This window comes from Petrimonas sulfuriphila, from assembly GCA_038561985.1.
GTDB lineage: Bacteria > Bacteroidota > Bacteroidia > Bacteroidales > Dysgonomonadaceae > Petrimonas > Petrimonas sulfuriphila.
The window spans coordinates 40,137-60,739 of the sequence record CP073276.1 but is presented as its reverse complement, the minus strand read 5'-3'; the positions used below and the strand labels follow the sequence as shown (position 1 = coordinate 60,739).

General features: G+C 43.0%; 20 protein-coding genes and 1 tRNA gene. 17 read left to right on the top strand and 4 right to left on the bottom strand.

All coding sequences use genetic code 11. The features are described from left to right. Positions 1-6: 6 nt before the first annotated feature. The 3 genes from KCV26_00245 to rpmH all read right to left on the bottom strand — a co-directional run bounded on the left by KCV26_00245 (position 7) and on the right by rpmH (position 2,113). A complete protein-coding gene (locus KCV26_00245) occupies positions 7-1,155 on the bottom strand; it encodes an RluA family pseudouridine synthase (protein ID WZX36856.1) in 1,149 nt (382 codons plus the stop codon). Further along, positions 1,139-1,813, bottom strand: coding sequence for a PASTA domain-containing protein (locus tag KCV26_00240; GenBank protein ID WZX36855.1), 675 nt, complete (start codon positions 1,811-1,813; stop codon positions 1,139-1,141). The genes KCV26_00245 and KCV26_00240 overlap by 17 nt, the downstream gene beginning before the upstream one ends. Positions 1,814-1,972: 159 nt before the next feature. Then, complete coding sequence (gene rpmH / locus KCV26_00235) at positions 1,973-2,113, bottom strand: 50S ribosomal protein L34 (protein WZX36854.1); 141 nt, start codon at positions 2,111-2,113, stop codon at positions 1,973-1,975. 242 nt (positions 2,114-2,355) lie between these two features. Here rpmH and KCV26_00230 point away from each other — a divergent pair. The 14 genes from KCV26_00230 to KCV26_00165 all read left to right on the top strand — a co-directional run bounded on the left by KCV26_00230 (position 2,356) and on the right by KCV26_00165 (position 15,244). Further along, positions 2,356-2,427 (top strand) — tRNA-Glu (locus tag KCV26_00230). 32 nt (positions 2,428-2,459) lie between these two features. Further along, positions 2,460-2,714 carry a 30S ribosomal protein S20 gene (locus tag KCV26_00225; GenBank protein WZX36853.1) on the top strand — a complete coding sequence of 85 codons (255 nt, stop codon included), beginning with the start codon at positions 2,460-2,462 and terminating at the stop codon, positions 2,712-2,714. Positions 2,715-3,073: 359 nt separating this feature from the next. After that, the gene (locus tag KCV26_00220) at positions 3,074-3,379 is read left to right on the top strand and encodes a Dabb family protein (GenBank protein ID WZX36852.1); all 306 of its coding nucleotides are present in this window, start codon (positions 3,074-3,076) and stop codon (positions 3,377-3,379) included. A gap of 146 nt (positions 3,380-3,525) precedes the next feature. Continuing rightward, on the top strand, positions 3,526-5,484 hold the full coding sequence (gene gyrB / locus KCV26_00215; GenBank protein WZX36851.1) for a DNA topoisomerase (ATP-hydrolyzing) subunit B: 1,959 nt from the start codon (positions 3,526-3,528) through the stop codon (positions 5,482-5,484). 12 nt (positions 5,485-5,496) lie between these two features. Next, positions 5,497-6,405: an LD-carboxypeptidase gene (locus tag KCV26_00210; protein WZX36850.1), complete on the top strand. Its 909-nt coding sequence runs from the start codon at positions 5,497-5,499 to the stop codon at positions 6,403-6,405. Positions 6,406-6,414: 9 nt separating this feature from the next. Then, on the top strand, positions 6,415-7,929 hold the full coding sequence (locus KCV26_00205; protein WZX36849.1) for a potassium/proton antiporter: 1,515 nt from the start codon (positions 6,415-6,417) through the stop codon (positions 7,927-7,929). A gap of 29 nt (positions 7,930-7,958) precedes the next feature. Next, complete coding sequence (locus tag KCV26_00200) at positions 7,959-8,954, top strand: M28 family peptidase (protein WZX38284.1); 996 nt, start codon at positions 7,959-7,961, stop codon at positions 8,952-8,954. Next, entirely contained in the window at positions 8,951-9,385 is a 435-nt protein-coding gene (locus KCV26_00195) for a SufE family protein (GenBank protein WZX36848.1), read from the top strand. Before KCV26_00200 ends, KCV26_00195 begins: the two co-directional genes overlap by 4 nt. A 61-nt stretch (positions 9,386-9,446) precedes the next feature. Then, positions 9,447-11,504, top strand: a complete 2,058-nt coding sequence (locus tag KCV26_00190; protein ID WZX38283.1) for a M3 family metallopeptidase — start codon at positions 9,447-9,449, stop codon at positions 11,502-11,504. 239 nt (positions 11,505-11,743) lie between these two features. Further along, entirely contained in the window at positions 11,744-12,058 is a 315-nt protein-coding gene (locus KCV26_00185; protein ID WZX36847.1) for an RNA-binding protein, read from the top strand. A 112-nt stretch (positions 12,059-12,170) separates the two neighbouring features. Continuing rightward, complete coding sequence (tsaB, locus tag KCV26_00180; GenBank protein ID WZX36846.1) at positions 12,171-12,857, top strand: tRNA (adenosine(37)-N6)-threonylcarbamoyltransferase complex dimerization subunit type 1 TsaB; 687 nt, start codon at positions 12,171-12,173, stop codon at positions 12,855-12,857. A 425-nt stretch (positions 12,858-13,282) separates the two neighbouring features. Continuing rightward, complete coding sequence (locus KCV26_00175) at positions 13,283-13,444, top strand: hypothetical protein (GenBank protein ID WZX36845.1); 162 nt, start codon at positions 13,283-13,285, stop codon at positions 13,442-13,444. Positions 13,445-13,507: 63 nt separating this feature from the next. After that, positions 13,508-13,852, top strand: coding sequence for a hypothetical protein (locus KCV26_00170; GenBank protein WZX36844.1), 345 nt, complete (start codon positions 13,508-13,510; stop codon positions 13,850-13,852). A gap of 420 nt (positions 13,853-14,272) precedes the next feature. Beyond that, positions 14,273-15,244: a hypothetical protein gene (locus KCV26_00165; GenBank protein ID WZX36843.1), complete on the top strand. Its 972-nt coding sequence runs from the start codon at positions 14,273-14,275 to the stop codon at positions 15,242-15,244. Positions 15,245-15,258: 14 nt separating this feature from the next. Here KCV26_00165 and KCV26_00160 read toward each other — a convergent pair whose 3' ends face one another. After that, positions 15,259-16,464 carry a helix-turn-helix transcriptional regulator gene (locus KCV26_00160; GenBank protein ID WZX36842.1) on the bottom strand — a complete coding sequence of 402 codons (1,206 nt, stop codon included), beginning with the start codon at positions 16,462-16,464 and terminating at the stop codon, positions 15,259-15,261. A gap of 678 nt (positions 16,465-17,142) precedes the next feature. Here KCV26_00160 and KCV26_00155 point away from each other — a divergent pair. The 3 genes from KCV26_00155 to KCV26_00145 all read left to right on the top strand — a co-directional run bounded on the left by KCV26_00155 (position 17,143) and on the right by KCV26_00145 (position 20,524). Further along, positions 17,143-17,721 carry a DUF3575 domain-containing protein gene (locus KCV26_00155; protein WZX36841.1) on the top strand — a complete coding sequence of 193 codons (579 nt, stop codon included), beginning with the start codon at positions 17,143-17,145 and terminating at the stop codon, positions 17,719-17,721. A 16-nt stretch (positions 17,722-17,737) separates the two neighbouring features. Then, positions 17,738-19,204 carry a DUF3868 domain-containing protein gene (locus tag KCV26_00150; GenBank protein WZX36840.1) on the top strand — a complete coding sequence of 489 codons (1,467 nt, stop codon included), beginning with the start codon at positions 17,738-17,740 and terminating at the stop codon, positions 19,202-19,204. Positions 19,205-19,306: 102 nt separating this feature from the next. Continuing rightward, entirely contained in the window at positions 19,307-20,524 is a 1,218-nt protein-coding gene (locus KCV26_00145; GenBank protein WZX36839.1) for a fimbria major subunit, read from the top strand. Positions 20,525-20,603: the final 79 nt, after the last annotated feature.

Here is a 20,603-nt window from a genome sequence, read left to right as displayed (position 1 = left end):
ATGCATTTATATCTGGTGTTCTCCCGTTTCCCTTGCAGCCGTATATGTGCGCCAACGACCAATAACCTCCTGCATATCCTGCGGCAGTTCGCTCTCAAAAAACATCTCCCTTCTGGTACGGGGATGTATGAATCCGAGTGTTTGTGCGTGCAGGCATTGTCGCGGACAAACGGCAAAACAATTGTACACGAACTGTTTGTATTTTGCAAAATGTGTTCCGCGCAGTACTTCGTTTCCCCCGTAACGTTCGTCGTTGAACAGCGTGTGTCCGATGTGTTTCATGTGCACACGTATCTGATGTGTGCGGCCTGTTTCCAGCTCGCACTGAACAAGCGTTACGTAACCAAATCGTTCCAGTACCTTGTAGTGAGTAACCGCAGGCTTTCCTTGTTCGCCATCGGTGAAAACGCGCATCTGCATCCGGTCTTTTGGGTCACGACCGATATTCCCGGTAACGGTGCCTTCATCGCTGGTGACGTTTCCCCACACCAGTGCCGTATATCTCCTTTTAGTGGTTTTGTTGAAAAATTGTGCGGAAAGGTATGTTTTGGCATCGGGTGTTTTAGCAATAAGTAACAAGCCCGATGTATCCTTGTCGATGCGGTGTACCAGTCCCAGGCGCGGATCGGTCATATCCATGCCGTGTTCGTATTTTAAATGAAACGCTATCGCGTTAACCAATGTACCTGTATAGTTACCGTGCCCCGGGTGCACTACCATACCGGGAGGTTTGTTAATAACCATGAGGTCGTCATCTTCGTAAACGATGTTGAGAGGAATATCTTCCGGAAGTATTTCCAGCTCCCTTCGCGGGCGATCCATAACAACCGTGACTACATCCAGCGGTTTAACCCTGTAACTTGATTTTACGGTAATCCCGTTCACTAGGATGCATTGAGCATCGGCAGCCTGCTGAATCCGGTTTCGTGAAATTCCTTCGATACGGTCTGATAAAAACTTGTCGATCCGCAGTAAACTTTGTCCTTTATCGGCTACAAATCGAAAATGCTCAAATTTTTCTTCCTGCGAGGAAATGCCGGTCAGCTCATCTTCATCTTCCGGAAAATCCTGAATATCGTATAGATCTTCTTCTTTCACGTGTACATGTTTTAGCTCTTCGCAACTTGTCGCACCTCTTTTAAAAGAACGATTCATCCATTTTGGACGGTTTTACGGGAACATTTCGCGAAGAATCGGGAATCGTTGCAGTGACTCCGGGAGAAACCACGATTTCCCTGTTTATGCTTAGCGAATCTTCTGACATCCCGCTTCCTACCACCAATTTCAAAGGTGATCCGGCAGGAATTTGTTCGTCGGGTATCAGTTTTTTCCCCCGATATTCAACCGAAATGACCAATCCGCTGTATTGAGCGGGGATTTCTTCTATGGTTATTTGTTTGAATCCGATGGAGTTGAGTAGCGCTATAGCTTGTCGCGCGGAAAAATCCACCAGTCCCGGAACGGAAACCTGTTGCGGGTTTCGGGCGTAAATGGTGACATATATATCCCGGCCTTCCTTTACTTTGTTGTTCGGCTTGGGAGTTTGATCGATAATCGAACCGGGAACGGCGTCCTTTTTGTAAATAGAGTCAACAACCTGAATGTCCAACCCTTTGGATTTCAGAATAGCTTCGGCTTCCTCTTCCTGAAATCCCTGTAGCTGAGGAACCACCACGTTTTGTCCGTGACGGGTGTATACATTCAGAAAAAGTAGGGTGAGGACGAACAACAAAATAGCTACAACGCCAATGGCTACTACGTTGAGGAGAATGTTGTTGCCCGGAAATTTTTTACTAGTTGGTTTTGTGCTCATATAGTTGAATATGATGTTGAAATTTCATTGCAAAAGTACAAAAAAAATGGTTGCCTTTGTCTTTTCCGGACAAAGAGTTTGGAGTATATGCGGAACACAACAAAAAAAGCAGGAATATGCATCACATATTCCTGCTTCCCATAAAAGGCCTTTTTCGGATTAATCGGATACGGTCAATCTTACTCTTCCTTTAGCACGGCGAGAGGCCAATACTTTTCTTCCGTTCTTGGTCGCCATTCTCGAAAGGAACCCGTGTTTGTTTCTTCTCTTTCTGTTTGAGGGTTGAAATGTTCTTTTCATTTTATCTGATGTTTTATTTGTTGCTTAAATATTGGGGTGCAAAATTAGAAAATATTTTTTTAATATCCAATTTATTGGGCTTAAAATTCTGTATAGCTTTGTTTTTTTATAATCAAGGTATAAATTTGTTGCTTTTTTGAGAAAAAAATCGGGCAAAATTTTGTCGGTCTCAAAAAAGGTTCTATCTTTGCACTCGCAATTTGAGGAAAGGTTAATTTTTCTTTCGGGTTCGCAACTCAAATGGCCCATTCGTCTATCGGTTAGGACGCAAGATTTTCATTCTTGAAAGAGGGGTTCGATTCCCCTATGGGCTACAATAAAAAAGATTTAAACAAGTCAAACAATAATGGCAAATCACAAATCAGCAGAAAAAAGGATCAGACAAACAAAAGTTCGTCGTTTATCAAATCGTTACGTTTCACGCACAACCAGAAATTCGGTACGCGCGTTGCGCGCTTTGACCTCAAAGGAAGAGGCTGCAGCCATGTATCCGGGGGTTTGCTCAATGTTGGATAAACTGGCAAAAAAGAAAGTTATTCATCAAAACAAAGCCAATAATTTAAAGGCTAAATTAGCTGCTCACATCAGCAAGTTGAACTGATTTTTTTATCTGTTAAGAATAAACGGAGCCGGTCACAAGTGTGTCCGGTTTTTTTTTAGCCTATACCTGATAATGGCAGTTGCTTTTCATTGCGTTTACTTTCTGCCTTTGTATTTTCGCCTTCTTTTCTTGCTGGCATTGTAGTATTGATAAAACGCCAATGCGATCACTGCGATGCCTACGATGGTGATAATTGTTCCTATATTCATAGCTGTTTAATTGATTTGTGATTGAAACAAAGTTACGAAAAAACGAGAAACTTTTTCGATTTTCTCAGGCAATATTTTTTTAGTAATTTTGAGTTTTGTCTAAGCTCCAGATTTTGCTAGGATGACAGGATAAATTAAAGCACCCAATTTATGATTAAGCACATTGTACTCTTTAAGTTGGCTGAAGAAGCCGAAGGTAACTCAAAAGCCGCAAATGCGGTAATAATCAAGCAGCGCCTCGAGGCACTGAAAGATTTAATTCCCGAAATTTTAAAAATGGAGGTATCGATAAATCATGCCGATGCTCCTGCGGGTAACTACGATATTATGCTCGACAGCGAGTTCAGGAACCTGGATGATTTACATACCTATATTTCGCATCCGGAACACCAGAAAGTAGGGGCGTTTATTGGTAAGGTGCGGATTGGCCGTGCAGCTATCGATTGCGAATTTTAAACGGCTTTTCAATGGCTTTTCCTCTGCTAAAAAAACGAAAAACGGTTGGCTAGACGGCAAATTTTTCGTATATTTGTTCGGTTTTTTAACCAAAAAACGGACAGGGATAAATTATAAATTCTCAGAGAGATATTTAAAAGATAAAAATGACAGAAGAAGAAAAAAAATCGGCAAGCGGAAATTATTCCGCGCAAAACATTCAGGTACTTGAAGGGTTGGAAGCGGTTCGCAAACGCCCGGCTATGTATATCGGAGACGTAAGCGAAAAAGGATTTCATCACCTGGTTTACGAGGTGGTTGATAATTCCATTGACGAAGCACTTGCCGGATATTGTAATGAAATAAACGTGACCATCAACGAAGATAACTCCATTACCGTTACTGATAATGGACGCGGAATTCCGGTGGATTACCACGAAAAGGAAAAAAAATCGGCGTTGGAGGTAGTGCTTACCGTGCTTCACGCCGGGGGAAAGTTTGACAAGGGAACGTACAAGGTTTCTGGAGGCTTGCACGGTGTGGGCGTATCGTGTGTGAATGCCCTTTCGATGCATCTCAAAGCCGAAATTCATCGGGACGGAAAAATTCATGTGCAGGAATATTCGCGCGGAAAGCCTTATTCCGATGTGCAAGTGATCGGGCAGACCGATAAAACCGGGACCATAATCACCTTTAAACCCGATGATACTATCTTTATCGTTTCAGAATACCGCTATGACATTTTGGCGACACGACTTCGTGAACTGGCTTTTTTGAATGCCGGGGTAACGCTTACCCTTACCGACAAGAGAACGCCCCGCGAAGACGGTACTTTCAAAACAGAACGTTTCTATTCTGAAAACGGGTTGGAAGAGTTTGTTCGTTATATCGACAAGGCCAAGGAACCGCTCATTTCGGAGCCCATTCACATTGTAACCGAAAAACAGGGCATTCCCATCGAAATAGCGATGACGTACAATTCTACGTACAACGAAAACATATTCTCTTACGTAAATAACATCAACACCATCGAAGGAGGTACACACCTTACCGGCTTCAGAAGAGGACTTTCGCGCACACTGAAGAAATATGCCGAGGATTCCAAGATGCTGGAAAAGGTAAAGGTGGAAATCAGCGGTGATGACTTTCGTGAAGGGCTTACAGCCGTGTTGTCGGTAAAAGTAGCCGAACCACAATTCGAGGGGCAAACAAAAACCAAATTGGGAAATAGTGAGGTGATCGGTGCTGTAGATCAGGCTACTGGAGAAGCATTGAACAATTACCTGGAGGAGCACCCAAAAGAAGCAAAAATTATTGTGGAAAAGGTTATTCTTGCTGCTACGGCACGCCACGCTGCACGTAAGGCACGCGAGTTGATTCAGCGGAAATCACCGTTGTCGGGTGGAGGACTTCCCGGAAAACTGGCCGACTGTTCCGACAAGGATGCTGAGAAATGCGAAATTTTTATCGTCGAAGGAGATTCTGCAGGGGGAACAGCTAAACAGGGCCGAGACCGTATGTTTCAGGCCATCCTTCCGTTACGTGGAAAAATCCTAAACGTGGAGAAGGTGATGACCCACCGGGTTTTCGAAAATGAAGAGATCCGGAACATATATACTGCCTTGGGGGTAACTATCGGAACGGAAGAAGATTCCAAAGCGTTGAATATCGAAAAACTCCGGTACCATAAGGTGGTAATCATGACCGATGCCGACGTGGACGGAAGCCACATTGCCACACTTATCCTGACTTTCTTTTTCCGGTATATGAAACCGCTTATCGAGAACGGTTACGTCTATATTGCCACTCCGCCACTTTACCTGTGCAAGAAAGGTAAAATCGAAGAGTATTGCTGGGATGACCGTCAACGCCAGGCATTTATCGATAAATATGCCGACGGGAATGAAAATGCGGTTCATTCGCAACGATACAAAGGGCTGGGAGAGATGAATGCCGGGCAGCTTTGGGAGACAACAATGAATCCCGAAAAGCGTACGCTCCGTCAGGTGACCATCGAAAATGCGGCGGATGCCGATATAATCTTCTCCATGCTGATGGGTGAAGATGTTGCTCCACGCCGGGAGTTTATCGAAGAGAATGCTACTTACGCGCACATTGACGCATAAAACTGGGATTGTATGCTCCAACCCCCAATATTACAAACCGGTGATAAGGCAGTTATCCTTTCACCTGCCGGGAAGATAGATGCCGGGCTGGTGGCAAAGGCAGCAGACTTACTTTGTGATTGGGGATTGGGGGTGGAGATTTCCGAAAATGCATTGTGCAGGACCGGACGTTTCAGCGGCTTCGTGGAGCAACGGCTAGCAGACCTGCAGCGAGCCATGGACGACCCTGAGGTGAAGTTGATTTTCTGTTCGCGCGGAGGATACGGAACTGTACATCTGTTGGATAAACTCGACTTTACAGGTATAAGACAGTACCCGAAATGGGTTGTCGGTTATAGCGATATTACCGTTTTGCATGCAACGTTGCAGCAACATGGGATTATGTCTGTCCACGGGCCTATGGCCAAGCATTTTGCCGAGGAAGGCCCGGGTGACATTTCTGTTCGTTTCACCAAAACCATACTTGCCGGAGAACCCGTTTTCTACGATATTCCCGTCGCAAAGTATGCTTACCTCAACCGGAAAGGCAAAGCCTCCGGAAGGTTATTTGGCGGAAACCTTTCGGTTTTTTGCGGTATTCTAGGTACACGATTTGCCTATTTACCCAAAAACGGCATTTTGTTTATCGAGGATATTGGCGAAGAGCCTTACAAGATCGACCGGTACATCAATCAACTTAAACTTGCAGGTATCTTCGACCGGATATCGGGATTGATCGTAGGTCAGTTCAGCGATTATACCGAAGACAACGATATGTATTCAGCGCTTTACGAATCCATCGCATCCGTTGTGACGGGATATGATTTTCCGGTTTGTTTCGACTTCCCGGCAGGACACGTGAAGCACAACTTCCCGCTTGTGATGGGAAAGACGGCAAAGCTTGTTGTCAAAGAGGATCAACTTATATTCAAACAATCTTAAAGCAAAAAGATGGAGGTTTCAACTGAACTTATATTGCTTATTGGTTCTTTTCTTTTTTTCGTAAGTATGCTGGTGGGAAAAGCCGGGCATAAATTCGGTGTTCCGGTTTTGCTACTCTTCCTGTTGGTAGGAATGATTTTCGGAGGGGATGGATTCGGACTTAATTTCGAGAACATTCAAATAGCACAGGCCATCGGAACCGTTTGTTTGACAATTATCCTTTTTTCCGGAGGCCTGGACACAAAATTCAGAGAAATAAAACCGGTTATTCAGCCTGGGGTTGTTTTGGCTACGCTGGGCGTATTTATTACGGCCATTATTACGGGTATTTTTACCTGGTGGCTGTCTGATCAGGTTTACACAGGATTGGGAGTGGGTTTTTTAACAGCTATGTTGCTGGCTTCCACGGTTTCTTCTACCGATTCTGCGTCCGTTTTCGGCATTCTCCGTTCTAAAGGACTTATGCTGAAGAATAATCTTCGTCCGTTACTTGAGTTGGAAAGTGGGAGTAACGACCCTATGGCTTATATGCTGACGGTTACCTTTATCAGTCTTATCAATTCGGGCAACGACCCCAATTATGTGATGGTAGCCGTCAATATCGTTGTTCAGCTTGTGGTTGGAGCGTTGCTGGGATACTTCCTTGGGAGATTTTCGGTAGTCATTATCAACCGTATCCGAATGGACAATACTTCGCTCTATCCGGTCTTGCTCCTTATTACCGGAATATTTATTTTTGCAGTGACCTACTACCTGAAAGGCAACGGATACCTGGCGGTTTATATCGCGGGGTTGGTCATCGGGAACTCAAAGTTTGCACATAAACGCACATCGATGAGTTTTATGGATGGATTTGCCTGGATGAGTCAGATCCTCCTGTTCCTGACGCTGGGATTGTTGGTTAATCCCAGTGAATTGGTGCCGGTGTTGATTCCGGGCATTATCATTGCCCTTTTTATGATCTTTATTGCGCGTCCCATCACGGTTTACCTCTGCCTTATTCCTTTCAAAAGAATTTCATTTCGCGACAAAGCCTACATTTCATGGGTGGGATTACGCGGAGCCGTACCTATTATTTTTGCCATATTGCCGTTGGCAGCAGGAGTGCCCGGGGCAAGAACAGTGTTTAATATCGTCTTTGTGATTACCATCGTTTCCTTGTTGTATCAGGGTACTTCACTTCCCATAGTGGCCAAATGGCTTGGGCTGGCGGAAAAACCGAGCAAGTACAAAAGTTTTGAGGATTTCGACGTTGAGTTCTCCGAAGAAATAAAATCGGCCATGACTGAGATCAGCATTACTGAAGAGACGCTAAAACACGGCAAGAACCTTATGGAGATGCCGTTGCCCGACAATACGCTGGCGGTGATGGTGAAGAGAGGTGAACGGTTTTTTGTCCCTACCGGACAAACGGCTCTCATGGATGGAGATAAGCTGTTGGTTATTTCGGACGACGAGGAGGCGCTGAAAGAAACGTACAAGAACATCGGAATTTCCAACTTCACCTATCAGAAAAACGACTGATGGAAAAATTAAATTCACTGTTCATCGTGTTGCTAGTGGGAGTTGGCCTTGTTTTTTCTGCATCGTGCAACTCTTGCCAGTCACAGAAGATCGCAGGTAAAGAAATGCCAGCAATCGCATATGCAAAAGTATCCCCCGATTTTAATTCCGACAGCGCATACCGTTTTGTTGAAAAGCAAGTCAGCTTCGGACCACGGGTTCCAGGAACGACCGCACATAAAGCTTGTGGTGACTACCTATCGGAAAAACTGGCTGCCTTCGGTGCGGATATTTTTGAACAAAAAGCCCACGTAACGCATTATAACGGACAGAACATTCAGATCCGTAACATTATCGGGAGTTTTCAGCCCGAAAAAGAGAAACGTATTTTATTGTTTGCCCATTGGGACAGTCGCCCGTTCGCCGATGAAGAGCCTGACCCCAACACACAAGACAGCCCTATTCCCGGTGCAGACGACGGAGCAAGTGGAGTAGGGGTGCTTTTGGAGATTGCCCGGCAACTGCAGCTGCAGCCTCCCGGGATAGGAGTTGACATCATCTTTTTTGATTTGGAAGACTGGGGGCAGCCCGCATTCGATAAAAATTATCTTTCGGGTGAATGGTGGTGTGTGGGATCCAGGTATTGGTCGGAAAATCCACACAAAAACAATTATAAGGCTTCGTACGGAATTTTACTCGATATGGTGGGTGCAGCAAACGCTACATTCTTGCGCGAAGGCTATTCAATGCAGCATGCGTCGAATGTCGTGTCAAAGATATGGAGCATCGCTTCCCACATGGGATACGGGAAATTTTTCGTACAACGGAACGGCAGTTATATCACCGACGATCACGTGTCGGTAATTGAGAAACGGGGTATTCCGTGTGCAAACATCATTAATTTAAAGGATACTGACAATGGCTTTGCGCCACACTGGCACACGCACAACGACGATATGCGCAACATCAGTAAGGCAACGCTCCAGGCTACCGGACAAATGGTGCTGGAAGTGGTTTACCGGGAATTAGACGAAAACAACATATGACAATCAACGAAACAGAACAAGAGATTATCGATGAATTCAGCATCTACGATGACTGGATGGATAAATACGCTTATATCATTGAGCAGGGAAATCAACTGGCACCACTTGACGAGAAGTACAAGGTGCCCGAAAATATTATTCAAGGCTGTCAGAGTCGTGTTTGGCTGCAGACTGACTACCGGGACGGGAGATTGTACCTCCAGGCAGAAAGCGACGCTGTAATTGTGAAAGGCTTGTTAGCGTTGGTATTGCGTGTGTTTAATCACCGTACTCCCGACGAAATCCTTGCTTCCGACCTACGCTTTATGAAGGAAATCGGACTTACTGAACACCTTTCTCCTACCCGGTCGAATGGGTTGCTTTCCGTGATCAAACAAATCCGGTTTTATGCTATGGCATATAAAGCAAAGAGCGATTCGGAAAAAAGATGACTCAACCCTCAAAACCCAATATATGAAACAACTCTTATTCTTATTATTATTTATGACGACTATGACCACCGCTTCAATGGCGGATGAAAATCCTTTTTTTAAACCGTACGATACTCCATACGGCACGCCACCGTTCGATAAAATCAAGATTGAGCATTATGAGCCGGCTTTCGATGAAGCTATCCGGCAGCACAAGGTTGAAATTGAAACCATTGCTGCTAATCCGTTTACTCCGACTTTTCAGAATACCATTGCTGCAATGGAATATTCAGGCGAAATGTTGAACCGTGTGAGCGGTGTCTTCTTCAATCTGCTGAGTGCCGAGAGCAACGACGAGATGATGATGATTTCGCAGCGGTTGAGCCCGAAATTATCGGAGCATTCCAACAACATTAACTTGAATGAAAAATTATTTGCCCGGGTAAAAACAGTTTACGATAACCGCCTGACTTCGGGTTTACTCCCTGAACAGATCCGTTTGGTGGAAAAATACTACGAACAGTTCGAGAATAGCGGCGCAACACTTTCTGCTGAAGACAAGGAAACCTACCGGAAGCTGTCGATGGAGCTGAGCAAAATCACCCTCGATTTTGGACAAAACAACCTGAAAGAAACCAATCGGTTCGAAATGCTGCTCACCGATGAAGCCGATCTGGCCGGGCTGCCAGGGAGCGTTCTGGAAGCAGCTGTTGCCAAGGCAAAATCGAAAGGAAAAGAAGGATGGATGTTCGATTTGTCGGCTCCTAGCTACATCGGTTTTATGAAATATTCTACCCGTCGTGACTTGCGCGAGAAGCTTTACATGGCTTACAACACCAAAAGTGTTATGGGTGGAGAGTTTGACAATAAAGAAAACATTAAAAGAATCGTAAACTTACGCCTGCAGATTGCCAATTTGCTGGGTTACCGGAACTACGCCGCCTACGCCCTGAAAAATAGGATGGCAAAGAACGAGGAAGGGGTTTACAGCCTGCTCGAAGAGCTGGCCCGGGCTTACGGAGAAACAGCTCGCCGGGAGGTGAAAGAGGTGGAGGCCTTTGCTGTCAAAATGGAAGGGAACCCGACCGAAATTCAGCCGTGGGACTGGAGTTTCTACTCCGATAAGTTGAAAGACGAGCGTTTCGACCTTAACGACGAAATGACGCGTCCCTATTTTGAACTCGAGAACGTGAAGAAAGGAGTTTTTGGACTGGCTACCGACCTGTACGGGCTGACCTTTGTGAAAAATAGCCAAACGCCTGTCTATCATCCCGAAGTCGAGGCGTTCGACGTGATGGATGCCAACGGCGATTTTCTTGCTGTCCTGTTTACTGATTTTCATCCGAGAGAGGGAAAACGTTCGGGTGCCTGGATGTCGTCGTTTAAGTCGCAATTCGTGAAGAACGGAGTGGATAGCCGTCCGCACATCACCATCGTGATGAACTTCACCCGCCCCACCGAAACAAAGCCAGCACTGCTCACTTTCGACGAAGTGGAAACATTCCTGCACGAGTTCGGACATGCCTTACACGGCATGTTGGCGAAATCAACGTATGAAACCTTGTCGGGAACAAGTGTTTATCGTGATTTTGTGGAACTTCCGTCACAAATTATGGAGAATTGGTTAGTAGAAAAAGAATACCTCGATAAATTTGCATTCCATTATCAAACGGGTGAAAAAATGCCTGCGGAGTTAGTGCAGAAGATCATCGATGCCGCCAATTACAATACTGGCTACTTGACACTTCGTCAGCTTTCGTTCGGATACTTGGATATGGCATGGCACACATTAAAACAACCGTTTAACGGAGATGTCCGTGAATTTGAACAAGAAGCAATGCGACCGGTACAATTACTTCCTGTCGTGCCCGAAACAAGTATGTCTACAGCGTTTGGGCATATATTCTCCGGTGGTTATGCTGCTGGGTATTATAGTTATAAATGGGCGGAAGTGCTTGATGCAGATGCTTTTGCATCCTTTAAGGAAAATGGGATCTTTGACAAGAAAACGGCTCGGTCTTTCCGGGTAAATATCTTGGAAAGAGGAAACACCGAAGAGCCAATGACACTGTACAAACGCTTTCGCGGGCATGAACCCACTGTTGATGCCTTGCTTGAAAGGAACGGAGTGAAACAGTGAAAATTAGCCTTCGGCAAGCAAATAATGACCGAAGGCTAATTTTTTTTTGTTTTTTTTGCTAATTTGTTTTGCAGCAACAAATTTATTCCTACCTTTGTCGCTGCAAAAGTTTTTTATAGCAGAAACGGGTATTTGGTTATTTTCTTCCTTCTCAGGGGCAAATCAATTCTTTAACCTTATCTTTTATACAATATCTTCTGCACCAATTAATTTTTTATTTATTTTATTTTTATTTTTACATGAACATTTTTGTTGCAGGCTTGAGTTATCAAATTAACGACGCCGATTTAAAAGAATTGTTTGAGGAATACGGAGAGATTACCTCAGCTAAAATTATTACTGACAGAGAAACACGCAGATCGAAAGGTTACGGTTTTGTTGAAATGGCTGACGAAGATGGTCAGCGCGCTATTGAAGAATTGAATGGAGCTGAGTACGACGGTCGTACACTGTCTGTCTCAGAGGCTCGTCCCCGTGCCGAAGGAGATAATCAACGCAGCAATAGAGGCGGTGGTAACAGAGGCGGTTACGGAAATCGTGAAAGAAGATATTGATATTTCTCAATAGGTCAAAAAAAGGAGACTGCGCGTTTATGTGCAGTCTTTTTTTATGAACCATTGCTATCATCAAGCGTTATACCAGGCAGTTTATAAACTCACAACCCCTATGCCTACTATCATACATATAGAAACAGCTACAGAAGTTTGTTCATGTGCTTTATCGTCCGGAGGAAAAGTTTTGCTGAACAGGGAAAACCTGAACGGACAATCACACGCTACGTCCTTGGGCGTTTTTGTGGAAGAAATGATACAGTTTGTCCGCGATAACGGTATGAAGATCGATGCTGTGTCGGTAAGTAGCGGCCCCGGTTCTTATACCGGATTACGCATCGGAGTATCGGAAGCCAAAGGATTGAGCTATGGATTGGAAGTCCCCCTTATTGCTATTCCCACCCACAAGATTATGGCTTGGATGATGAGAACGGGAATTGAACCTGACCACTTGCTCTGCCCTATGATTGATGCCCGGCGGATGGAGGTCTATGCTACCATCTTCAACGCAAACCTGGAGGTTGTTCGTGCCACCTCGGCAGATATCGTGGATAGAGAGAGTTATGCCGCTTTACTGGAAAAGCAAAAAGTCCTTTTTTTTGGCAACGGTGCCGAAAAGTGCAAGGATATTATCCTGCATCCAAACGCTTCGTTTATTCCGGATGTAAAACCAAAGGCAGAAGCCATGACCGCCTTGGCAGAAAACGCATTTGCTGCCGCTGATTTTGTTGACTCTGCCTATTTCGAGCCTTTTTACCTGAAAGAGTTTGTTGCTACTGTTCCCAAGAACAAAATAATCTAAATACCCGTCCGTTTCTCTTCCTTTCTTTCAAACACTATCGCTTTGACAGGGTTTGTCAGGTGCTTTTGTGTCCTTTTTTTGTAATATATGCTTGTAACAAGCTATAATTTAATTCTTTTCCTTCTTTTTTTACAAAAATACCCCCAATTTCCCTCAAAAGACTTTTTTTTTGAAAAAATGTCCAAAAAAAACCGATAAATCTTGCTAAATAAAAAAATTAGAATAATTTTGACAATAAACGGACATAAAGTAAATATTGTTGCGTAAGATAAAAGATTTTGGTATCCTAAATGGATAATAAAGTGTCCTTTTTCTGTAAAGACTTTTTTTAACAAAAAATTGGAAGTATTATCCGGCTTGAACACATAATTGATTCATGCCGGATAATTAATCTACACAATCTGTAAACTATAAAAATGGAAAAAATGAAAAAGATTTTATTTGTGCTTTTAGCGGTGGCTTTTCTATTGACTAGCTGTGCCGAAATGGATGTAGGGCTTGCGGGCAACAACCGTTTTTCGTTCGAAGGAGCAACCTGTTCCATTGAACAGGCCGTTGTTCTCCGTGCCCACTGCTTAATACTTTGAAAAATGTATAAACTTGCAAGAAGATGTGAAATCATGAAACAACTTATTTTAACACTAAAAGCAATGAAAAAAGTAATTTTATTATCCCTATTGGCGGTATTATTCGCCTGTGAAAAAGACGATACTGTTGTCTCCGCGTACGAATTAAGATCCTTGACAAACACAGAATGGATTGGTGTAATGTTGGATTACTATAATGGCATGGTTGTTGTCAAAGTTATATCTAACACAGAGGCCACGATGACTGCCGGCGTTTTAACAATGTCATTCAACTACACTTTCGATTCATCATTAAAAACGGGAACCCTTACTTCCGAAGGGAACACATTCATCTATGAAGTAATGGAGAATACGTTGATCCTTTCTGACTCTTATGGTGATAAATACTATTTCACTCAAAGAAAGTAAATAGTTGTTCCCAAAAATTACTTGGCCGAATCGTAGTGATTCGGCTTTTTTTCTGCTTATCTAAATTGATGCCCAGGCAGTCTACCAGTAGCAAAAGTCTGCGAGATTTGATGTTTACCGTTGCTAGAGAAGCATATTGTAGAAAGTCATAGAATTTCCCCGCCCCATTAACAAACAGGTTAAATCTTATCTGAAGAAACAACATAAATAAAATAGACTCAAATTATTTATTAACACATTGGTTATATTGTAGATAATGATTAAAAATGCCTGCAGGGTCATAATTTACAAATGTTAATGTTCCTATTGTCCAAAAAAATGTCTGTTTAGTTATAACCAAAAATGAGGAACCTGTTTATTTTTGACAACGGAAGAAATCTTTTTCTTTTTTAATGTTTAATCATTTTAAAATTATTATTTATGAGAAAAATTGTTTTGTTTTTCGCAGTTATTACCGTGTCGGCAATTGCCATCACTCACTCTTCCTGTTCCAATGACTTGAATCTTGCTGAGGAAGAAGGTATTGTTGCCGTTACTGCCGGTACCCGAGCAGTAGAAGTTCCCGCTTGCGTAGATCCCTGTCGTGATGTACAAGAAGTTCGCCTCATGGCTGGACAACATTACGAAGCCGGGAAAGTATATGTAGTTAACAACAAAGAAAAATTGTATGTTGCTTACGAAACTACCGGGGAATGGAAAATGAAAGCAATTCATCTTTTTGTGGGCGCTTGCGACAAGTTACCGGTGAACAAACAAGGCAATCTTGTTCCGGGACAATTCCCCTATAAAGTTGAATTTAACGGCTTGCAAACCTTCTATTATGTTGAAATTCCACTGGACACACTGCCCGAAGGCTGTGTATGTGTTGCCGCTCATGCCGAAGTGGTTAAAGTGGTTGACGGCGAAATAGTTCAAAGTGAAACAGCCTTTGGAGAAGGCGGAAAAGTGGGTAAAAACTGGTTTATGAAATTTGAATATTGCATAGCCGTTTGTGAAGATGAACCGCCGGTAGAGGTGTGTTATCAGGACGAAACAGCTTGGGCAGCAGGTTCCCGTTACGTAACTCAAGGCAATTGGGCTACCTATACTCCTTATGTAGCCAATACTCCCGTTAATGTTTTTGCCGGTCAAAACTACTTGGTTGGAACCGTAACTTTTTCCGAAGTGGTGGATGGTAAAGTAACCATCACTCTTGCCGCGCTTAACGGAGCCCGGTTGCAGAGTGTTGCAGAGTCGGTAAAAATTCAGGGATATGAAACGGCTCCCAGCGGTAACCCGGCCCCCGGCCTGTTTACTACGTATAAAGGCAACGAGACAACCGTAATAGTTGATGCATATGCATATTACGGAATTCACTTAGACGTGCAGCGTGTTGTGGATTGTATGGAGTGATGAGATGTAATGTTTTAGCCATTAACGGCTAAAACATTACATCTATGCTGTTTATAAATACCTGGAGAAATACCTTTTTTATTTTTAAACACCCGGTAGAAGGAACTTTCACTTGAAAATCCCGACATCTCCGCAATTTCCGCGATCGAAAGTGAATTGGCTTGTTCCGGCGAACAAAGCAATTCTTCGGCATAATTGACCCGGTAACTGTTCACCAAATCACAAAAGTTGGTATTGAGTTCTTCATTGACTACCTTTGAGACGTAAGTACGGTTAGTTTTTAACAACAAAGAAACATCGGAAATCTTTAGTTCGGGATTTTTAAAAATCTCTATTTTCTCCAACAAATAAATCAACCGGTCCCGCAGTGATTTCAGGTTATCCATACCTGGAATATAATAGTGGGCAACGGGTTTTTTAACTGTAAATACTCTACTTAATTCATATTCATTTACATTTTTGGTAAAATGTTCAATGGTAAACCGTTGCATGTAGCTCACATAAGCACTGAAAAAAATACAGACAGAATAAATAGTGAAAGGTATAAAAAGAAGCTGGGGGTGTGTGATAAAGTAGCTTTTACCAATACTGTTCGCCAGCACCGAAACCATTGATGCCAGTAGTAATGCCGCAACTGCCCATTTCATAGGAGTTAAGTCTTTCCCTCCCAGGTTCGAGTAAAACGTCTTTACTTTTTTGTTGTACTTATCGATAAGCCTGAAACCAAAATAAACCGATAAAATGACCTGAACTGAAAACAGGACTTTAAAGAGGTGTTCACGCAAAATTTGCAAACGAACTAACCGGGGGTAAGGCTCATATCCACTTTTTTGATACATAATACCCTGTATAAATGATTCCATTTCTGCCGGTGTCATCAACAGGTAGATCACTGCGCTGTATATGGCCAGCAGAAAGGATGGTAAAGCAAGCCAGGACCACTTATACTGTATCGCCGGATCCGTCGTCAATATCCTTATGTAATAGTAGTACAGTGGAAAGATAAGCAATGAAGTAAACACCCATATGCTGTCTAGCACGGTATATAATTCATATTTATGATTGAAAAAAGCGGCATGAGCAATAAAGTTGACCAGTATAAAGATCAGTAGTAGGATAAAAAACTTTTTCGACCTGTTTTTTTGCTTATCAACGAGCAGTAAAAATATCCAAAACACACATACAGCTGCGGGCAGGATAGTAAAAATAGGGTATAACATGGCAACAAATTTAGGACAAAATTAAAAAAAGAATCTATCTGCTGCAAATTTCATCTTCTTTTATTCTTTTATTTTTTACCGTTTGAGAATTTTTTTGACGATTTGGGAATATTTTATGAAATAGGAAAAAAAGATTGTCTTCAAAAAAAGCTGTCAATTATGAAGAAAAAACATCAAGAATCTAATATATAAACACTTGTGTTTTAACGGTCATTTTCGCTGATTTTCTCGAATGTGTCCTTTTTATTAAATATTTTGACTTTTTTTCGTTATCGGATTTGTATAAAAAGTTACTTTTTAACCTTGTCATTATCAGAAGTATGATTTTTTCATCACGCTCGTTTAGTCCAAATTTAACTTCCTGGAGTGTCTCAAAAGTGCAAAAAAAAGTCGTTTTAGTTATAACTTTTTCTTTTGGGCTATCCTAATTTTGCATCAACAAAAAAATGAATTCTCAATAAAAAACCCTATTTAAAATTATTTAGACCTTTCCCGCCTTTATTCATAAAGGTAAAAAATAAGGTGACTAAAAGGGTTCATTTATGAGAAAAAAATGTGGAAAAGATACACTATTTTATAAAATAGGAGATTTATCAGTCATTTATGAGTCCGAGAAATACAACTTTGTGTCTGTTTTTTGCAGCTTCACATATTTACAAACTCAATATTACAAATAAAATGCTCAAGCATAATAAATTAATTCTGATTATAGTATTGATACTGGGAACGTATCAATTACATGCCCAGACAGTCGGAGTCAAAACCAATTTCGCTCATTGGGCGGCAGCAGGTACACCAAATGTTGGTTTAGAATTTGCCCTTAATCGTAAGTACACACTCGAAGTAGGAGGAGGATTCAACCCTTTTGTATTTAACGACAACAAAAAAGCAAAACACTGGATTGTTCAGCCTGAGCTGAGGTATTGGCTTTGCGAAAGTTTCAACGGCCATTTTTTTGGATTGCATGCATTGGCAGGCGAATACAACATCGGCGGAATAGATATTCCAGTAGGTCGTTTATCCAATTTAAACGAATTCCGCTACGAAGGTTTTGCTTACGGAGCTGGCATCAGTTACGGGCATCAGTGGTTAATCTCACCCAGGTGGAATTTTGAGCTCAGCATCGGCGCAGGCTATGCTTACCTGACGTACGACAAGTTTACCTGTGTGAAGTGCGGAAGCAAAATATCCAGCGATACCCAAAACTATTTGGGTGTAACTAAAGCGGCAATATCCCTTATTTATCTTATAAAATAAAAAAATGGAAGTACGTATGAAACGGAAAAGTATATACAGATTGCTTGTTACGATGACTGCCTTGTTCGTAAGCCATGAGGTAGTAACGGCTCAAGTCAACTACACGGATCAGATAGTTATTGAAAACCAGGCTATATCTAAGAAAGGGGGCGTAACAAGCGTGACCATGGATATGAACCTCGACAACTTGAGGCTCAACAAAAATGATATGCTGATTATCACACCTGTAATAGTCTCCAATCAAAATGAAGTAGAATTAGAATCTATAGCCGTGAAAGGGACACTACGGAATAAAGTACTCCAAAGGCCGTTTGAGTGGAATGGGAAAACACACCTTTCCATGCCGGTGGAAAAACAATTGGTGCGCCGGAACGGTACGGCCCAGTCGATGCATTATACCGCCACCCTGCCATATTCGGACTGGCAACGAAATGCACGGTTGCTACTGAGAACGGAAGTAGTGGGTTGTGCCGATTGTTCGGACATGCAACCCGATAAATTGGTTTCGCAGAGGATACTGGCCGACAAGTTCTTTCCCGACTTCCGCATGTCCTATATCGTACCCGAAGTGGAAGAAGTAAAAGTGCGAAGCGAAATATTCAGCGCACACCTCAACTACATCGTGGGACGTTACGATTTACTGCCGGACTTCCAGAACAATGCTGAGCAACTGGCCAGAGTAGACAGTGTAGTTCATGCACTGAAAGCCGATTCTGATCTCTCAATTACTAATTTCACTATCTCCGGCTATGCTTCCCCTGAAGACACGTACGAGCGCAATATGCTCCTCTCTCAACGCCGTGCTGAAACGTTTGCCCGTTATATGGAGAAGAAATACGGCTATGCACGGGACCGGTTTAACGTACAGTGGTTCGGCGAAGACTGGGAAGGATTACGGAAAGCTGTTGAAGGTTCCTCTTTGACCGATAAAGAAGCTGTCCTTGACATTATCGACAACGTAGGTATAAACGAGGGCCGCGAAAAACGACTCATGGAGTTGAACGGCGGTTCAACCTACAGGCTCATGCTCAGGGAGTATTTTCCACCGCTTCGCCGCAACGATTATGAGGTGACGTTCGTTTCACGTACGTTTAACGTTGAGGAAGCCAAAGAACTTATTAAAACAAAACCTAAGGTATTAAGTCTCAATGAGATGTATCTGGTGGCCAATACCTATCCAGCAGATAGTCCGCAATACAGGGAAGTATTTGATATTGCCTGTCGAACTTTTCCCGATGCCGAAGTTGCCTGCTTAAACGCTGCTGTAGGTGAGTTACGTGCAAACAGGCCCGACGCAGCCTTGGCCTATCTGGAGCAGTATAACGAGAGCCCTGCAGCAATGAATCTGATGGGGGTAGCATATGCCCAAAAAAGAGATACTGCCCGAGCCAAACAATACTTCAACAGAGCTATTCAGGCAGGCAATGCCGATGCAGAGTACAACGCAAAACAACTCCAACAATATATAGAGGATAACTTGTAGAGAGCTAGAAGATGAGAGTCTTAAGAATAAACATTAAAAGTAAACAAACGTATTAAACAGATCAAATTAAACTAAATTATTCACTTTTTAAATTATCAACTTATGAAAATCGGAAAATTATTTTTAGCAGGAGTCATAGCTTTAGGCTTAGTGGCTTGTAACAAGGAAGAAATGCCAGATCTCAAAACAGGTGCGGAAGCAACTGTTTCGGTAAAAGTATTCCCCAGCAGCAAAGCACCTGTAACGCGTCTGGCCGGAGATTTAAGCGGAGACGGTATTGCCCCCGCGGGATTGGCTGCCGAGAGTGCTATCAAAAACGTGGAAGTTTGGCTGTTTATCGGCGAAACACCTGATGGTTATAAAAAAGGAGATGTCGGCGAAGCCTTTGTGGAAGGTATTGAAACAACCGCCGGTCCCAAAACCATGGTGGTAGCAGCAAATGCCAATATTGGGGCAGTAGCCAACAAAGCGGCCCTATTGGCTCAACTTAAAAGCCTTTCTCAGGACATATCTACCGGCTTGGTAATGACATCGGAACCGATAGAGATCACGCTGGTCGGTGGAAAGAACCAATACGGATTTAAAACTGACGATACAAATTACGATGCAGACGCTGCTCAGCAACTGTCTCTTGGCACCCGCTTGCCCATCACCCGTGTCAACGCACGTGTAGCCTTGGTAGGTCTGACGTATGATTTTAATAATCCTTTTTACGACAGGTTCGAACTGACGGAAGTTGCCCTGTTCAACGCACGCAAATCGTCCACGCTCTTCGGCGCATCGCTGGTTAACGGCACTGAGTTTTTGTATGGATCAGCCTATCCTTCCACATCGCATTCGTATGTAGGAAGTGCAGGATACACCGGTGCAACTTTCACCGCAACAGCTGACTCTACCTTATTACAGGCCTTTACGTTGAATGCGGCTCTCACTTCCCCGACACTGGTAAATGCCGCAAATGCGCATTATTTCTATGCATTCGAAAATACGGCAGATACTCCGGCAAACAGGGAAGGGACGTTTATCGTGTTGAAAGGTAAATTATTTAAAGGAAATGTTGAATACAAAGCTCCTGGATTAGCAACGGACGCTGATGGTTTTACCTATTATGCTATTTGGGTGAACGCTGATAAGGAGGGCTATACATACAATGAAGACCATACTGCTAACGGAAAAATTATCCGCAATACCCAATACAATATTACGGCTACCCTGAAAAAAGCAGGTAATCCGACCATCGATCCGCCGGTTGAAGCTCAACTGGACGTATATGTGGAAGTGGCTCCCTGGATTGTAGTAACACAAAATGTGGAATGGTAAAATTCTTTTGCAACATACATGCAAATAAACGGTAGATACCGCTAAAATGGATCTATTACTCCGGGTGGGAGTGATACCC

Excerpts from the sequence above, each read along its gene's own strand:
- rpmH (WZX36854.1), bottom strand. The coding sequence starts at position 2,113 with ATGAAAAGAACATTTCAACCCTCAAACAGAAAGAGAAGAAACAAACAC.
- tsaB (WZX36846.1), top strand. The coding sequence starts at position 12,171 with ATGCCTACTATCATACATATAGAAACAGCTACAGAAGTTTGTTCATGT.
- KCV26_00195 (WZX36848.1), top strand. The coding sequence starts at position 8,951 with ATGACAATCAACGAAACAGAACAAGAGATTATCGATGAATTCAGCATC.
- KCV26_00190 (WZX38283.1), top strand. The coding sequence starts at position 9,447 with ATGACCACCGCTTCAATGGCGGATGAAAATCCTTTTTTTAAACCGTAC.
- KCV26_00205 (WZX36849.1), top strand. The coding sequence starts at position 6,415 with ATGGAGGTTTCAACTGAACTTATATTGCTTATTGGTTCTTTTCTTTTT.
- KCV26_00170 (WZX36844.1), top strand. The coding sequence starts at position 13,508 with ATGAAAAAAGTAATTTTATTATCCCTATTGGCGGTATTATTCGCCTGT.
- KCV26_00225 (WZX36853.1), top strand. The coding sequence starts at position 2,460 with ATGGCAAATCACAAATCAGCAGAAAAAAGGATCAGACAAACAAAAGTT.
- KCV26_00160 (WZX36842.1), bottom strand. The coding sequence starts at position 16,464 with ATGTTATACCCTATTTTTACTATCCTGCCCGCAGCTGTATGTGTGTTT.
- KCV26_00240 (WZX36855.1), bottom strand. The coding sequence starts at position 1,813 with ATGAGCACAAAACCAACTAGTAAAAAATTTCCGGGCAACAACATTCTC.
- KCV26_00245 (WZX36856.1), bottom strand. The coding sequence starts at position 1,155 with ATGAATCGTTCTTTTAAAAGAGGTGCGACAAGTTGCGAAGAGCTAAAA.
- KCV26_00145 (WZX36839.1), top strand. The coding sequence starts at position 19,307 with ATGAAAATCGGAAAATTATTTTTAGCAGGAGTCATAGCTTTAGGCTTA.
- KCV26_00155 (WZX36841.1), top strand. The coding sequence starts at position 17,143 with ATGCTCAAGCATAATAAATTAATTCTGATTATAGTATTGATACTGGGA.
- KCV26_00165 (WZX36843.1), top strand. The coding sequence starts at position 14,273 with ATGAGAAAAATTGTTTTGTTTTTCGCAGTTATTACCGTGTCGGCAATT.
- KCV26_00220 (WZX36852.1), top strand. The coding sequence starts at position 3,074 with ATGATTAAGCACATTGTACTCTTTAAGTTGGCTGAAGAAGCCGAAGGT.
- KCV26_00150 (WZX36840.1), top strand. The coding sequence starts at position 17,738 with ATGAAACGGAAAAGTATATACAGATTGCTTGTTACGATGACTGCCTTG.
- KCV26_00210 (WZX36850.1), top strand. The coding sequence starts at position 5,497 with ATGCTCCAACCCCCAATATTACAAACCGGTGATAAGGCAGTTATCCTT.
- KCV26_00185 (WZX36847.1), top strand. The coding sequence starts at position 11,744 with ATGAACATTTTTGTTGCAGGCTTGAGTTATCAAATTAACGACGCCGAT.
- gyrB (WZX36851.1), top strand. The coding sequence starts at position 3,526 with ATGACAGAAGAAGAAAAAAAATCGGCAAGCGGAAATTATTCCGCGCAA.
- KCV26_00175 (WZX36845.1), top strand. The coding sequence starts at position 13,283 with ATGAAAAAGATTTTATTTGTGCTTTTAGCGGTGGCTTTTCTATTGACT.